This is a genomic window from Aliterella sp. E5.1, assembly GCF_057473825.1.
Genome location: NZ_JBYCCV010000005.1, coordinates 1 through 14,761 on the forward strand (window position 1 = coordinate 1; position 14,761 = coordinate 14,761).

Sequence of the window (14,761 nt, forward strand, 5' to 3'; positions counted from 1 at the left end):
TAGTCCAGAGTTAATGCCTGTTGAACATATCTGGGAAGATATTCGAGAAAACAACTTTTATAATCAAGCCTTTTCCTCCCTTGAACAAGTAGAAGATGTACTTTGCCAAGGCTTACTTGAACTTTCTGCTAATAGTGAGCGCCTGCGCTCTATGACTTTCTTTCCTCACCTTCAATTACTACCTCTGATCGCAACTTAGTATGAAGTCGATAACCCTCAATTCTTCGGTCTTTGCAGACAAGTTAGGAGCAAGGATGTTTTAGCGCTCTACCAATGAGCTACCCGCCACAAGTATTTGGTTTTTGGTGTAGCAGAGCGGGAATTGAACCCGCACCCCCGGCGAATTAAGGTTTTTTTTCGTTAATAGCGATAACCCTCAATTCTGCGTCCTTTTCAGGCAAAAATTGGCGCTCTACCAATTGAGCTACCTGCCACAAGTAATTAAATCATCATCTTTAAATATCAATCGTTGCGCCAAAATCTTGGTGAATCGTTTTGTACTACAAATGTAGTATATGTATTTTTAGATGTCAACAGTTGGGGCAATAATTTTAGGTTTTTGGCTCAAAGTCGCTACGCACGTTAAAATTTTCAAGCCAAAACAAGAAGCCGCACTTACTATGACAATTACTTGGGAAACCGCCAAAACCTACGAAGACATCTTCTATCACAAAGCTGATGGCATCGCCAAAATTACCATCAATCGCCCCCACAAGCGCAACGCCTTCCGCCCAAAAACGGTGTTTGAACTATATGATGCGTTCGTTGATGCTAGAGAAGATACAAGTATTGGTGTAGTCCTATTTACTGGCAATGGACCTCATACCGATGGCAAATACGCCTTTTGTTCTGGCGGCGATCAAAGCGTGCGCGGCGATGCGGGATATATAGATGATGATGGTATTCCTCGCCTCAATGTCTTAGACTTGCAACGCCTAATTCGTTCTATGCCCAAAGTTATTATTGCCTTAGTAGCGGGATATGCGATCGGTGGTGGTCACGTTTTACATCTAATTTGCGATCTAACTATTGCTGCCGATAATGCCATATTTGGGCAAACTGGTCCCAAAGTTGGTAGTTTTGATGGTGGGTTTGGCGCTAGTTATCTGGCGCGGATTGTCGGGCAAAAAAAGGCGCGGGAAATTTGGTATCTCTGTCGCCAATACACCGCCGCCCAAGCTTTGGAAATGGGTTTAGTCAATTGCATCGTCCCAGTGGAACAATTAGAAATAGAAGGCATCCAATGGGCAAAGGAAATATTAGAAAAAAGCCCGATCGCAATTCGCTGTTTGAAGTCTGCTTTTAACGCCGATTGCGATGGACAAGCGGGATTGCAAGAACTAGCAGGTAATGCCACTATGCTTTATTACATGACCCAAGAAGGGGCTGAAGGCAAACAAGCATTTTTAGAAAAACGCCCCCCTAACTTTCGCTCCTTTCCCTGGTTACCTTGAACGAAAGCTCTTAAAAACTAGCTGCTGAAGAAAACAATTTTATAACTAATAGCTCAATCAAAAATCGCACTTGTAATTAATTACAGGTGCGATTTTAATTTGAATTTAATGTCAGTATACAAACGTAGCAAATCAAAGACTTTGAGCAGACCAAAATACATTCTTTGTCCTTAGTATCCTATGCGCTGGCACTACATCTATCTAATAGCGTATTTGTTGTAGAAATACTTACTTCTTCAGATTCTAGATTACAAACTAAAGGACGAACTTCGGTTAGGGCTGGCATTGCATCGGGCAAATTCATCATATCTTCTAGATTTTCCCAAGAGGGAGCAAAGGCGGGGATCGCCAAAGCACAAGCTTTCCAGCCACCGTGAACTGAGACATCCATCAATTGACAGGTACCACCACGTCTTCCTTCTGATTTGTAATAACGGCAGTAACGGCAGGCAGATACAAGGAGATTTGTGGTTTTCATAAAAGTCTTATTGAAGAAGTATCTATGACTTCTATTTTGCTTCTAGGTAGAAACCACTCTTTCTTTATCAAAGTATTATGAGGTAACGTTTGTAGCGATCCCTAAGCAAAATTAACTTCATACTTTCTTTAGATTGTTACGATATTTAGGGATTTTTATTAATGTTTTGATACAAAATATTTAATCTAGCTAGTAATATTAGAGCCTCTAATTCGGGGATCAAAGCTAAACAGTTGCCATTTGCTGTGGCATTGGCTGCAATTTACTAAAAAACTATATCAAAAAAGAGTAATTTTAAGCTTATATCAAAGAAAATTATGTATTCTCTGAGGGCAGAAATACTGAAAAGCCCACTGTTTCTCCGTGTTTTCTGGGAGGTAAATTTTGAGTAATTGCTATTTCAAATTATAAATTCAGTAAGTTTACTGATAGTGAAAAATAAATAAATAATTAAGGTAATTCTTGAGGAATACTTGCCAATTGATCGAGAAGTACCTGTTTGCACTCAAAACTTTTTAACAGCGCAAATACAACAAACTTTCCACCGTTGTAGTTCGCCTGGAGGTGTAGGAGCTTGACATTGAGGACAAAGAGGTAAGTTATGATTTTTCTGCTGCGTCGTTTTTACCCACTGGCTAAAAGCTGCCTGAGCATCTTTGCATTTGGGTGGCTTGACTGAGCTTAAATTTGTTGGGGTTACAACACTAGGATGAGCGCCACCAAAAAAATTATCAGAAATCGCCCGATCTCTAGCAATGGTTTCAGGGCGCTGCCATTGCGCCGTAGAAAAGCGAATATCGGTCAAGGGACTAGGTAAATAAACATTCAACTTAGCTAAGATGCGCGATCGCTCCATCGTCAAAGTTTGTGCCCAAGCAGCGCTGGAAGTCGCCACCCACAAAACATTTTTTTGAATCGACAGCAATTGCGTATGAGGGGCGACAGCTTGTCCGACAATTTCCGACCAATATTGCAACGTAACTTGAAAAGGCTGCTGTTGCAGGCGGCTTTGCGCAAAAGCAATAGCTAAAATCTGATCGATTGATTTGAATGACATAACATTATTTAGAGTTGGAGAGCGATCACATGATCAAAGGAAGCGATACCATAAATTTAATTGCCCAAATGATTCTACTTAATATAGTTAGCCTAATTGCGGTAAAGGGCGATCGCCAGCAGTTGGTGCTAATAGCAACGTGAAGGGACTGCCATCATGGGACTGATTGACCGCATCAAACGAGTAATTCGCGCTAACACTAATGATTTAGTCAGCAACGCCGAAGATCCAGAAAAAGTTCTCGAACAAACTGTTGCCGAAATGCAAGAGGATCTAGTCCAACTGCGGCAAGCGGTAGCTAGTGCGATCGCTACTCAAAAACGTACCGAACGGCAAGCAAGTCAAGCAGATTCTCTCGCTCAAGACTGGTACAACCGCGCTCAACTAGCCTTGAATCAAGGTAATGAAATTTTAGCAAAAGAAGCTCTAACTAAGCGCAAGTCTTACCAAGAAACAGCTACAGCCCTCAAAGCTCAATTGAGCGAGCAAAGCAGCGTAGTTAATCGAATAAAAAAAGATATGCAAACTCTAGAATTAAAAATTGGCGAACTAAAAACAAAAAAAGATATGTATATCGCTAGAGCGCGTTCGGCGACAGCTTCGCAAAGATTAAATGAGATGCTAGGAGGAGTTAATACCAGTAGTTCCTTAAATGCCTTCGCGCAAATGGAAGAAAAAGTATTGCAACTAGAAGCACAATCAGAGGCGATCGCGGAACTAGGCACAGACGACTTGCAAAAACAATTCAACTCTCTAGCCGTTACCAGTGACGTAGATGCGGAACTTGCAGCGATGAAAGCCCAAATTCTTCCCGGTAGCAACCCAAACACCGCCCAGTTGCCTCCCTCCTAGTTTCACCGCTAAAGCGATAGCAGAATTGTTAATATAGCTAGTAGGAAAAATTGCTTAAAAATTGCTCTTGCTTATAGCAAAAGTAAAAAATTGAGCTTATGTTAAAAATAACCCCACAAGCTCGTTGGTTGAACTAAACTAGGCATTCAAGTAGCCTTGTCAATCTCCACAAACCCTTGTAAACCTGAAACGGAATTAATAATAGTTATGGGATTATTCGATCGCATTAGCCGAGTGGTCAGATCAAACCTGAACGATATGGTCAGCAATGCTGAAGACCCAGAAAAAATGTTAGAGCAGTCTATCCTGGAAATGCAGGAAGACCTAGTACAATTGCGCCAAGGTGTTGCTCAAGCGATCGCTGCTCAAAAACGCTCGGAACAGCAGTACAATCAAGCTCAAAATGAAGCCAATAAGTGGCAGCGCAACGCCCAATTAGCCTTGCAAAAAGGTGACGAAGCTCTTGCCCGTCAAGCTTTGGAGCGGAAAAAAAGTTTTAGTGAAACGGCAACCAGCCTCAAAACTAACTTGGATTCTCAAGTAGGTCAAATTGACACCCTCAAGCGCAGCTTAATTGGCTTAGAAAGCAAAATTTCTGAGGCAAAAACTAAAAAAGATATGCTCAAAGCCCGAATTAGTGCGGCTAAAGCCCAAGAACAACTACAAAGCACGGTAGGTAGACTGGGAACCAGCAGCGCGATGGCAGCTTTTGAGCGGATGGAAGAAAAAGTATTGATGCAAGAAGCCCGCGCGCAGTCGGCTCAAGAATTGGTAGGCTCGGATTTAGAAAGCCAATTTGCCCAGCTAGAATCAGGTAGCGGTGTAGATGATGAATTAGCCGCCCTCAAAGCTCAGATGTCTTTAGGTCCTGCTACATCATCTAGTACGCCCTCACTTCCCCAAGCAACCGAGCCAGTATCTAACCCAAAATCTAACGAGGTTGTAGATGCGGAATTAGACCAGTTACGCAAGCAGTTAGATAATCTTTAAGCTGCCCATACTCAAAACCACATCAGCACTCTGATAGATCGTTACTAGCAATTGGTCTATTAGAGTGCTTTGGGCATAGAAAGTAATGATTTTTAGCCGTCAGTTCGGTTTATTGTAGAAAAAGCTTAAAGAATAAATTTTATGAGTAACGCGATCGCCATTAACGATCCAGAATTTGACACCGAAGTAATCCAAGCAAGTCAGCCAGTCTTAGTCTATTTTTGGGCAGCTTGGTGCGGTCCTTGTCGTTTGATGTCTCCTGTTATCGACTGGGCAGCCGAAAACTACAGCAGTCGCCTCAAAGTAGTCAAAATGGAAGTAGACCCCAATCAAGTTACTGTTAAGCAGTACCAGGTGGAAGGTGTACCCGCGCTGCGACTATTCCAAGGATCTCAGCTAATCGCCTCCTCTGAAGGCGCGATCGCTAAACCAAAATTAATTAGTTTTCTCGATCCTTACATTCAACAACCTTGATAATCGAGTTTTCTCAAAGCGTCCTCGCCCTTAATTAATAATTTGTTCAATTGATAACATTGTTTTAAGAAATGGAATTTGCTAAACGAATAGATTTCCTGCAAGCTAATGTGTTCGCTGATATGGACAGGGCGAAGGCAAAAGCTAGGGCGGCGGGAAAAGAGGTAATCGATCTCTCCTTGGGTTCTTCTGACTTAGCAACAGCGCCGCACGCGATCGCCGCCATTGCTCAATCGTTGCAAGATCCCAGCACTCACGGTTACTTGCTATTTAATGGGACGCAAAAATTCCGTCAAGCGGCAGCTAGTTGGTACGAGCAAAAGTTTGGCATTGCTGTCGATCCAGAAACTGAGGTGTTGCCTCTAATTGGCTCCCAAGAAGGTACAGCCCATTTACCGCTAGCTATCCTCAACCCTGGAGATTTTGCTTTACTACTCGATCCTGGCTACCCTTCTCACGCGGGTGGCGTTTATCTAGCTAGCGGGCAAATCTATCCTATGCCCTTACGCGCTGAAAATGCTTTTTTACCAGTATTTGAGGACATTCCTGCCACAGTTCTCGCTCAATCGAAAATGATGGTACTTAGCTATCCTCATAATCCCACCAGTGCGATCGCGCCCTTAGCTTTTTTTCAAAAAGCTGTAGCTTTTTGTCAGCAGCATAATTTAGTTTTAGTCCATGATTTTCCTTACGTTGACTTAGTGTTTGACGAGCAAGTAGCACCCTCCATTTTGCAAGCAGATCCTGATAAAAGTGTCTCCATTGAGTTTTTTACTCTGTCCAAGTCTTACAATATGGGCGGTTTTAGAGTTGGCTATGCCATTGGGAATTCCCAACTGATTAGAGTTCTCCGGCAAGTAAAGGCTGCCGTTGACTTCAATCAGTATCAAGGTATATTGAATGGTGCGATCGCTGCTTTATCAGGCTCTCAAGCAGGGGTTAAAGCTACTAATGACACCTTCCGTCAGCGTCGAGATACTTTCATTGCTGCTTTGCAACAAATTGGCTGGCAAGTTCCTACTCCCGCCGCCACTATGTACATTTGGGCAAAGCTACCCGCTCCTTGGGCTGATAATTCTATCGATTTTTGCACCCATCTAGTAGAAACTACCGGAGTTGCGGCTTCTCCAGGCGCGGGCTTTGGGAAATTTGGCGAAGGCTACGTAAGGTTTGCTTTAGTTCACGAGCCAGCTATTCTAAAAGTCGCCGCCAGCAAAATAGCTGAAGTTCTTAATCCTAGGAAATCTTTTCATCTTTAGAATTTGATTTTTTCAAAGATTAATCAGTAGAAATTTAGAGGCGTAAAGCGGAACAATTCATTCAAGAATTTAACTTTTTTGTGGAGCTGCCCAGCCTCAGCTTCCTCTAAATATCGGCAACTTATTTGTTGATTCAACCACTTCCATTAAAAAGATGTGTTTGAAGTTTGATGTCTTAATTTAGTCGTAGGCGTTACAAATAACATTTACAAAATTATGTTATGGTTGTTAAATAAAATTCAACTTTAAAATTACAATCTAGCGCTCAATGAGTTTACAGATAAAACTCTCGATGCCTTTTTTAATCGAGTTCCATAACTAACAAACTCGTGAATAGTAGAAGAAGTATAAACGTAGAATCTGGTGTAGATTCACCCCCAAATACTGCTCCAAAACGTTTGCTAATCGTTGAGGACAATCATCTAAATCGATTAATGTTAAATGACTATTTAAGTTTTTACGGTTATCAAGTAGTTAGTTTGGCTTGTGGTGCTAATTTTTTTGATGAAATAGCGACCTTTCAGCCTCACTTGATTTTACTGGATTTGAAGTTGCCAGACATAGACGGATATACTTTATTAGAGCAACTCCAGCAAAATTTGCTGTGGCAGAATATTCCTGTAATTATTGTTTCTGCTTTTGCTTTTAGATCCGACCGTCAACGTGCTTTTAATTTAGGGGCGTGTCAGTATTTTATTAAACCAGTTAACCTGATCGATTTGAGACAAGCTATCGATCGAGAAATAGCCATTCGGGTTGTTTAATAAAGTTTGAGTAAAATTTATTTTGCTCTTTGCTCGTTTATATACTCTTCAAAAGTTAATGTCAGGTTTTGCAAATCTTGACCAACATCAGTAACAATAGTTTCTAACTGAGCAATTAATAAAACTGCTGTTTGCAGTCGATTAAGGTTGGTATCAAGGGCGCGGCGATACTGATTTTCAAATTCATCTAAATTCATATTCGTAACCAATAATATTTTGTTAAGTCTCTGAAAGAGCAGAAACTTTTATTTTTAACTCTTTAACTAATCTAGTCTGAAAAAACAGAACAATTAAGCTTAATTGCCATAATTTCATCTTAAAAATCAAAAAATTGACAGCATCTTCATAAAAGTGCAAGTGTATATTTTAGCACCTTCAAATAAAAAGTTTAAGTGTTTGCACTCAAACCTAAACTGAAAAGGAAACAAATGCGATACTTGCAACTCCAAAGCTGTCTGATGCCTGGGAGCCAAAGTAGAATTAAGAATAAGAAGCAGTAGTAATTTAAGGGCGGCAAAGAAGCGAAAAACCGTCTTTTAGCGTTGGATAGACTTTTCGCACTCAGGCTAGAGCAAAAAGCAAATGCTGCTATTAATGGTAATGGGCGTAACGCGATGACAAAAATACAGACTTTGGAAGTACCAGAACAGTTCCCCACAGAGACAACACCAGCAAAAAAAGCAATCAAGGAAACAGTCAGCTTACCCCTTGTAAAAGATCGAGAACGCCTAGCCGCTCGTCTTAAGGAAATTCCTAGAGAACCTGGAATATATATAATGCGCGACTTCAGTGATCGCATTATATATATAGGCAAGTCGCGTTCCTTGCGATCGCGCGTCAGTTCGTATTTTAGGCAAGCGCAAAAATTGAGCGATCGCATTGCGATGATGGTTAGGCAAGTAACAGAAATTGAATTTATTGTCACCGATACCGAAGCTGAGGCTTTAGCTCTAGAAGCAAATTTAATTAAGCAGCACCAGCCGTACTTTAATGTCTTACTTAAGGACGATAAAAAATATCCCTATGTCTGCATTACTTGGTCAGAAGAATACCCACGCATTTTTATTACTCGCAACCGCCGTGTAGGTAAAGAAAAAGATAAGTTTTACGGTCCTTATACCGATGCGGGGCTATTGCGGAGCATACTACGCATAGCTAAGCGTATTTTCGCCCTCAAGCAACGTCCGCAGCCATTATTTAAAGATCGCCCTTGTCTCAACTACGATTTGGGGCGTTGTCCTGGGGTATGTCAAAAATTAATTACCCCTGAAGAATACCGAAAAACCGTGCAGAAAGTAGCAATGGTATTTCAAGGGCGAAGCCAAGAATTGATTGATATATTAATCGAGCAGATGCAAAAATCCGCCGAGGAAATGAACTTTGAATCTGCCGCCCGCATCCGCGACCAAATTGCCGGGTTAAAGTCGCTCAATGCCAATCAAAAAGTCTCCTTGCCCGATGATACCGTGTCGAGAGATGCGATCGCTTTAGCTGCAAACGACCAGCACGCCTGCATTCAATTATTTCAAATTCGGGCGGGAAAATTGGTAGGACGACTAGGTTTTGTCGCTGATAACCATGCAGATGCGGGAGCTATTTTGCAAAGAGTATTGGAGGAACATTATCAGACGGCGGATTCTGTAGAGATTCCGACAGAGATATTAGTCCAGCACGAGTTGCCACAAACTGAGCTACTGGCTGAAGTATTGAGCGAAGTCAAAGGGCGAAAAGTGGCAATACTCACTCCCCAGCGTTCGACGAAGGCAGAATTGATTGAAATGGTCGAACGCAATGCAGAATACGAATTAGCGCGGACGCAGAAATTAAGCGATGCTAATTCCCAAGCAATGGAAGACTTGGCAGCAATTGTAGACTTACCTGAATTACCACGCCGCATTGAAGGTTACGATATTTCCCATATTCAAGGCGCAAATGCTGTTGCGTCCCAGGTAGTATTTATAGACGGATTGCCTGCCAAGCAATACTATCGTCATTACAAAATTAAAAATCCTACCGTTACTGCTGGACATTCCGACGACTTTGCAAGTCTGGCGGAGGTTATTGGGCGACGTTTCCGCAAATATGCTGAAGATCCACAACTAGCGCGAGTCGGGAATCCCGATTGGCCCGATTTAGTGATGATTGATGGCGGTAAGGGGCAATTGTCATCGGTAGTAGCAGTGTTGCAAGAGCTAAATTTGCTAGAAGATTTGCACGTAGTTAGTCTGGCAAAGCAGCGAGAGGAGATATTTTTACCAGGGGAATCTAAGCCTGTGGAAACCCAAGCAGAGCAGCCAGGAGTGCAGTTATTGCGACGATTGCGGGATGAAGCCCATAGGTTTGCTGTCACGTTCCACAGGCAGCAGAGAAGCGATAAATTAAAGCGATCGCGTTTAGATGATATTCCTGGTTTGGGATACCACAGACAAAAGCAATTACTCGCGCATTTTCGATCTGTTGATTATATTCGTCAAGCTACACCGCAGCAATTAGCTGACGCGCCAGGGATTGGCTCGCATTTAGCCCAAGAAATCTACAATTACTTTCATCCTGCGTAATATGAAATTACTATCTATTCGTACTCAAAACAGTAAATTAAATGACTAATACAATTGACTACGATTTGAAAGAAATACTAACTAGGCTAGATGGCAGGTTCGATAAGCTAGAAACCAAGATAGACAAGCTAGATGGCAAGATTGTTAAGGTGGCTGAAGACCTTAGCTACTTTAAAATAAAAGTATCTGAGGATTTTGGCAGATTGAGAACAGATTTAACGAGAGTGGAGAATTCTTTAACAGGGGAAATTAAAGTCTTAGCAGAAAAAGTTGATGGTATGACTAAGCGAGTAGACACCCAAGAATTTATCAATCGCAAGTTAGGCAAAATCGAGCTTGTAGGAATGTCTAACCAGCACTCATTCAACATTCCTAAGCCAACTAGACGCTCGTAAAGCTTTCTTTTAGTTTCTGCGGAGATATTATCGTCAAGCATTATCTTCTCTCACGCATAAGTAAACTAGCTTACAGTCTGACTAATTAGCGATCACAATATAAATATTTGCTTCCCTTAAATTAAAAGTTCGCCTTAACGGCGTTTAATTTTTGATGGTTCAATACTTGTGACTGCTTCTTTCAACGTCAAAATCCGGCTGCGCTGCTGATGAACGTTGAATTGGTATACTTGATTGTTTGTAATATCAAATCCCGTCAACCAACCGCTTTTAGGGTGATAAGCGCCAGTATCGATATCAACCCAACCTTGTCCTTGAGCAAGTTTCCCTGGCACAACCCCAGGGAGAGTAAAAGTAATCGTATGACCAATCACAATTAACTTATCGCTAAAGTAAGGTGTTTCCATGCTGTGAAATTCATCTCGTATCCAGCAAAGCTGATCGGAAGATTGGGCTTCTAAGGGCATTTTGGGGTCAACCCCAGCATGAACTAATAAAACATCGCCTAAATCTAAGTAAATAGGCAAGTTTTTCATCCATTCCAAATGTTCTTCGGGAATGGTCGAATCTGGGTAGCTGGTAATAGTTGCATAGCCGCCACTATAAAGCCATGACTGTTGTACTTGGGCAGACATTGCACCGCCGCTTACAACGTCAAGTAGCATCTGCTCGTGATTGCCCAATATACAACCATTAGCGTTTTGTTTGACAAACTCTACTACTTTCGAGCTTTGCGGTCCTCTGTCGATTAAGTCGCCGATAAAATAGATTTCATCTTCTTTACCAGGGGCGATCGCTTCCAATAACCCCATTAACCCGTTATAGTGACCGTGTACATCCCCAATGACGATACGGCGATGACTCGTTTCCTGCATTACAATTCGATCCTTAGTTTTAAAAATTACTGAATATTATTACTACAACTTGTTTAACTTAAATTCTGGAAATAAATAAATCAAGCCTACTACCCTTAATTGTAATTCCGTCTTAATAATTTGATATACAATTTTTAATATTTATGACAGTAAATGTATCTCAAGCAACAGCGACAATTAACGCCCTTAAGCAGCCGACGCGCTGGGAATGGGTAGAACAAGCGATCGCAAACTTGGACATTATTTTGATCGATCATTCGCACTGCGAACGCAAAGCGGCGGGTGTTGCCTTAAACTTGATGTTCCGCTATCCCTCAAATACCCTCTTAGTCCGCAAACTTACAGCGATCGCCCGTGAGGAGTTAGAACACTTTGAGCAAGTCAACCAATGGCTAGAAAAACGGGGCATTCCTTTAGGGTATCTCTCGTCGCCGCCTTACGGTGCGAAGTTAAAAACCCAAATCCGCCATCAAGAACCGAATCGCTTATTAGATTCGTTGCTAGTTTCAGGTTTAATTGAAGCCCGCAGTCACGAGCGACTGGGCTTATTAGCCGAACATTGTCCCCATCCCGAACTCTCTCAATTTTATCGCGGTTTAATGGCATCGGAAGCCCGGCATTACGGTATTTACTGGCTTTTAGCGGATACCTATTTTGATAGTAAAATTGTCAGCCAAAGACGAGAAGAATTAGCCATTTTTGAGAGCAAAACCCTTGCAACGCTTCACTTTGAACCAAGGATTCATAGTTAAGATGGTTCGATCTCAATACCAAGACTTTGTAATTCGCAATTGGCAAACGCGCGATAGCGGAAGCGCGCACACAGGGGTTCGCACTTCCGCATCTGAGGTAATTCGTTCGGTATTTGCCGATTACGGTTTACCTTGGGAGCCAAAAGATGCAGATCGAGATGTAATTGAGGTAGAAGAATGTTATTTAGCCACTGGGGGCGAATTTTGGGTAATTGAACGGCAAAATATCATCGTCGGGACGGGGGCATATTACCCTACAAGTCGCGGTAACAATGCCGTAGAAATTCGCAAAATGTACCTGTTACCAATAGCTAGAGGGAAGGGATTGGGAAGATATTTGTTGCAAAAATTAGAAAAAGCGATCGCCAGACGTGGTTTTGAACAAATCTGGATAGAAACCGCTAGTGTTTTAGCCGAAGCCGTAAAACTGTACGAGACTAGCGGTTATTTGCTTACAGAAGGTGTAGAAACTCCAAGATGCGATAGCGCAAGCGCGCACGCAGGGCTTCGCGTTTATTTCAAATCGTTAGGAAGCTAAAAAGCGTCTTGCAACTCGTAAAAGTCCGGGGAAATGTAATCTTTCCGCAACGGCCAACCAACCCAATCTTCCGGCATCAAAATCCGCTTCAAGTTCGGGTGTCCTTCGTAGACAATCCCCAACATATCAAAGGTTTCTCGCTCTTGGAAGTCGGCAGTTTTCCAAATCCAGTATACCGAAGGCACTCTAGGATCTGTTCGCGGTAAAAAAACCTTAACGCGCACTTCTTCCGGGCGATCGGCGTTATCGCTGACTTTAATTAAGTGATAGACGCTAACCAAATCTTGTCCAGCGCCTAAATCGTAGCCGCACTGAAATTGCAAGTAATTATAGCCGTAAGCATAAAGCGCCGTAGCAACTGGTAGTAAATACTCACGGTCAACTTTGATAATTTCTGTCCCACTGCGATCGCGTTCTATCGCCTCATGGGCAAAACCATTTTTTGTTAACCACTGAGATGTTTTACCAGCTTCTACTAACTGAGATGCTTCCGCCGTAGGTGTTTCTTGGGTTTGTTCTGGTGTTGATTCCTCAGCCATTTTATGCCTGCTCCTTCTCTGTTTGCTGTAAAGCTGGGGCTACAGGCATTCCCATTCCTTCCCTCAATTCTTTTGGTGCGGTGGTGCGAGTTGCTGACTGCAAATACTTTCCTGTCAATACTGAATCAACTACCTTCATATTGTGGGTAGTGCTGTAGTAGCGATGAATTTGCTGAATTTGACCGCGCTCTTGAATGGAATTGTTGCTAATTTTTTTCCGCAATTTAATAATTGCATCAATAATTGCTTCGGGGCGGGGCGGACAACCAGGCAAATAAACATCTACAGGAATTAGCTTATCTACACCTCTGACGGCGGTAGGCGAATCGACGCTAAACATTCCCCCGGTAATTGTGCAAGCACCCATGGCGATTACATACTTGGGATCGGGCATTTGCTCGTAAAGCCGTACCAACTGGGGAGCCATCTTCATTGTGATTGTTCCCGCAGTGATGATTAGATCGGCTTGCCGGGGGCTAGAACGCGGAATTAGACCAAAACGGTCAAAATCAAACCGCGAACCGATGAGCGCTGCAAATTCAATAAAACAACAGGCAGTACCAAATAGTAAGGGCCATAAACTCGAAAGTTTCGACCAATTGTAGAGGTCATCTACGGTAGTGAGAATGACATTTTCTGAGAGATCTTGAGTAACGGTAGAGCGATCGATCGGGTTAATAATTCGCTCTTGCTGCTCGTTAGTATTGGGTGTCTTATTAGTATTCAAGACCATTCTAAAGCTCCTTTACGCCAAGCATAAACAAGGGCAATCACAAGAATTGCAATAAAAATCAAAGCTTCCACAAATGCCAAAAGTCCCAGGCGGTTAAAAGCTACAGCCCAAGGATAAAGAAATACGGTTTCTACATCAAAAATGACGAAAACCAGCGCGAACATATAGTAGCGGATGTTGAACTGAATCCAAGCGCCGCCAAAGGGTTCCATACCCGACTCGTAAGTAGTGCGTCGTTCGGGGCTGCGACCACTAGGGCGGAGCAGTTTAGACGCGGAGAGTGCTAGGGCGGGAACCAGGCTACAGACTAAGATGAAGCCTAGTAAATATTCATAACCACTGAGGACAAACACTTATAATTACCGCTCTATTTTGTAAATATTTTTGTTACTTACTTGTACCAGTATATCGAGCTAGTTGTCACCACTGCCGGAAAAACAAGTAGTTGGCTTTATTTGGTTAGCTTTTGGTGACTATAGAAAAAAATAATGTTTACAAGGAGCGATCGCCTACCAACTGAACAACTTTCTAGGCAAAGCGGAAGAATCGTTAATTGATTTATTTGAAAAGCTGCGCCCTATGTCATAATTTTTAACAGATATTTAAGCAACTGGTCTACAATTTACCATCTAAGCCATGAGCGACCCTGCTGTTGAAACTAAAGTGCTAGACCGCTATGAATGCCGTGCCTGTGGCTACGTTTACGAACCGGATAAGGGAGACAGCAAACACCCTATCGATCCCGGAACGCCTTTTACGCAATTGCCTAGCTCTTGGCGATGTCCGGTGTGTGGTGTGAGAACTTCTCAGTTTGAGAATATTGGTCCATCAGGCACAGCGTCGGGTTTCCAAGAAAATCTTAGCTTTGGATTGGGTGTAAATAAACTAACGCCAGCGCAAAAGAATTTACTGATTTTTGGCGGTTTGGCTTTGGGCGTATTATTTTTTCTCAGTTTATACGGGTTACAATAACTACCCAATTATTAAGTAAAGTTACGATTTTACTTAATAATTGCGATCGCATACTGCAATTAATTTTTTTC

18 protein-coding genes, 1 tRNA gene and 1 pseudogene are annotated in these 14,761 nt (G+C 42.3%); 12 read left to right on the forward strand and 8 right to left on the reverse strand.

Annotated elements, in window-relative coordinates; all coding sequences use genetic code 11:
- Positions 1-199: pseudogene (locus AC2VE5_RS03110) on the forward strand (hypothetical protein); the annotation flags it as partial.
- Positions 200-303: 104 nt separating this feature from the next.
- Here the strand turns inward: AC2VE5_RS03110 and AC2VE5_RS03115 are convergent.
- Positions 304-435 (reverse strand) — tRNA-OTHER (locus AC2VE5_RS03115).
- Positions 436-620: 185 nt separating this feature from the next.
- Between AC2VE5_RS03115 and menB the strand changes: the two genes are divergently transcribed.
- On the forward strand, positions 621-1,454 hold the full coding sequence (menB, locus tag AC2VE5_RS03120; protein ID WP_486886438.1) for a 1,4-dihydroxy-2-naphthoyl-CoA synthase: 834 nt from the start codon (positions 621-623) through the stop codon (positions 1,452-1,454).
- A 178-nt stretch (positions 1,455-1,632) separates the two neighbouring features.
- Here the strand turns inward: menB and AC2VE5_RS03125 are convergent, their stop codons facing one another.
- Positions 1,633-1,932, reverse strand: coding sequence for a hypothetical protein (locus AC2VE5_RS03125; RefSeq protein ID WP_486886322.1), 300 nt, complete (start codon positions 1,930-1,932; stop codon positions 1,633-1,635).
- A 505-nt stretch (positions 1,933-2,437) separates the two neighbouring features.
- Positions 2,438-2,989: a DciA family protein gene (locus AC2VE5_RS03130; RefSeq protein WP_486886323.1), complete on the reverse strand. Its 552-nt coding sequence runs from the start codon at positions 2,987-2,989 to the stop codon at positions 2,438-2,440.
- Positions 2,990-3,145: 156 nt separating this feature from the next.
- On the opposite strand from AC2VE5_RS03130, the gene AC2VE5_RS03135 reads away from it, so the two are divergent.
- The 5 genes from AC2VE5_RS03135 to AC2VE5_RS03155 all read left to right on the forward strand — a co-directional run bounded on the left by AC2VE5_RS03135 (position 3,146) and on the right by AC2VE5_RS03155 (position 7,328).
- A complete protein-coding gene (locus tag AC2VE5_RS03135) occupies positions 3,146-3,841 on the forward strand; it encodes a PspA/IM30 family protein (protein WP_486886324.1) in 696 nt (231 codons plus the stop codon).
- 207 nt (positions 3,842-4,048) lie between these two features.
- Positions 4,049-4,831: a PspA/IM30 family protein gene (locus tag AC2VE5_RS03140; protein WP_486886325.1), complete on the forward strand. Its 783-nt coding sequence runs from the start codon at positions 4,049-4,051 to the stop codon at positions 4,829-4,831.
- Positions 4,832-4,972: 141 nt separating this feature from the next.
- Entirely contained in the window at positions 4,973-5,305 is a 333-nt protein-coding gene (locus AC2VE5_RS03145) for a thioredoxin family protein (RefSeq protein WP_486886326.1), read from the forward strand.
- A 71-nt stretch (positions 5,306-5,376) separates the two neighbouring features.
- Positions 5,377-6,564 (forward strand): LL-diaminopimelate aminotransferase, encoded by a 1,188-nt coding sequence (locus AC2VE5_RS03150; RefSeq protein ID WP_486886327.1) that lies wholly within the window; start codon positions 5,377-5,379, stop codon positions 6,562-6,564.
- Positions 6,565-6,893: 329 nt separating this feature from the next.
- Positions 6,894-7,328: a response regulator gene (locus AC2VE5_RS03155; RefSeq protein WP_486886328.1), complete on the forward strand. Its 435-nt coding sequence runs from the start codon at positions 6,894-6,896 to the stop codon at positions 7,326-7,328.
- A 17-nt stretch (positions 7,329-7,345) separates the two neighbouring features.
- Here the strand turns inward: AC2VE5_RS03155 and AC2VE5_RS03160 are convergent, their stop codons facing one another.
- The gene (locus AC2VE5_RS03160; protein WP_486886329.1) at positions 7,346-7,525 is read right to left on the reverse strand and encodes a hypothetical protein; all 180 of its coding nucleotides are present in this window, start codon (positions 7,523-7,525) and stop codon (positions 7,346-7,348) included.
- 417 nt (positions 7,526-7,942) lie between these two features.
- Between AC2VE5_RS03160 and uvrC the strand changes: the two genes are divergently transcribed.
- Positions 7,943-9,886 (forward strand): excinuclease ABC subunit UvrC, encoded by a 1,944-nt coding sequence (uvrC, locus tag AC2VE5_RS03165; protein WP_486886330.1) that lies wholly within the window; start codon positions 7,943-7,945, stop codon positions 9,884-9,886.
- 41 nt (positions 9,887-9,927) lie between these two features.
- Positions 9,928-10,281, forward strand: a complete 354-nt coding sequence (locus AC2VE5_RS03170) for a hypothetical protein (RefSeq protein ID WP_486886331.1) — start codon at positions 9,928-9,930, stop codon at positions 10,279-10,281.
- A gap of 134 nt (positions 10,282-10,415) precedes the next feature.
- Here AC2VE5_RS03170 and AC2VE5_RS03175 read toward each other — a convergent pair whose 3' ends face one another.
- Positions 10,416-11,156: a metallophosphoesterase family protein gene (locus AC2VE5_RS03175; protein ID WP_486886332.1), complete on the reverse strand. Its 741-nt coding sequence runs from the start codon at positions 11,154-11,156 to the stop codon at positions 10,416-10,418.
- A 143-nt stretch (positions 11,157-11,299) separates the two neighbouring features.
- Here AC2VE5_RS03175 and AC2VE5_RS03180 point away from each other — a divergent pair, with 143 nt between their 5' ends.
- Both AC2VE5_RS03180 and AC2VE5_RS03185 read left to right on the forward strand, forming a co-directional pair.
- Positions 11,300-11,908 (forward strand): MiaE family protein, encoded by a 609-nt coding sequence (locus tag AC2VE5_RS03180; protein ID WP_486886333.1) that lies wholly within the window; start codon positions 11,300-11,302, stop codon positions 11,906-11,908.
- 1 nt (position 11,909) lies between these two features.
- Positions 11,910-12,446: a GNAT family N-acetyltransferase gene (locus AC2VE5_RS03185; RefSeq protein ID WP_486886334.1), complete on the forward strand. Its 537-nt coding sequence runs from the start codon at positions 11,910-11,912 to the stop codon at positions 12,444-12,446.
- Here AC2VE5_RS03185 and AC2VE5_RS03190 read toward each other — a convergent pair.
- Genes AC2VE5_RS03190 through ndhC form a run of 3 tightly spaced genes read right to left on the reverse strand, consistent with a single transcriptional unit; the run spans position 12,443 to position 14,071 of the window.
- Positions 12,443-12,985, reverse strand: a complete 543-nt coding sequence (locus tag AC2VE5_RS03190) for an NAD(P)H-quinone oxidoreductase subunit J (protein WP_486886335.1) — start codon at positions 12,983-12,985, stop codon at positions 12,443-12,445. The genes AC2VE5_RS03185 and AC2VE5_RS03190 overlap by 4 nt on opposite strands.
- 1 nt (position 12,986) lies before the next feature.
- Positions 12,987-13,718, reverse strand: coding sequence for a photosynthetic/respiratory NAD(P)H-quinone oxidoreductase subunit K (gene ndhK, locus AC2VE5_RS03195; protein WP_486886336.1), 732 nt, complete (start codon positions 13,716-13,718; stop codon positions 12,987-12,989).
- Positions 13,709-14,071: a photosynthetic/respiratory NAD(P)H-quinone oxidoreductase subunit C gene (gene ndhC, locus AC2VE5_RS03200; protein WP_486886337.1), complete on the reverse strand. Its 363-nt coding sequence runs from the start codon at positions 14,069-14,071 to the stop codon at positions 13,709-13,711. The genes ndhK and ndhC overlap by 10 nt, the downstream gene beginning before the upstream one ends.
- Before the next feature lie 283 nt (positions 14,072-14,354).
- Here ndhC and AC2VE5_RS03205 point away from each other — a divergent pair, with 283 nt between their 5' ends.
- Entirely contained in the window at positions 14,355-14,690 is a 336-nt protein-coding gene (locus AC2VE5_RS03205) for a rubredoxin (protein ID WP_486886338.1), read from the forward strand.
- Positions 14,691-14,761 lie beyond the last annotated feature (71 nt).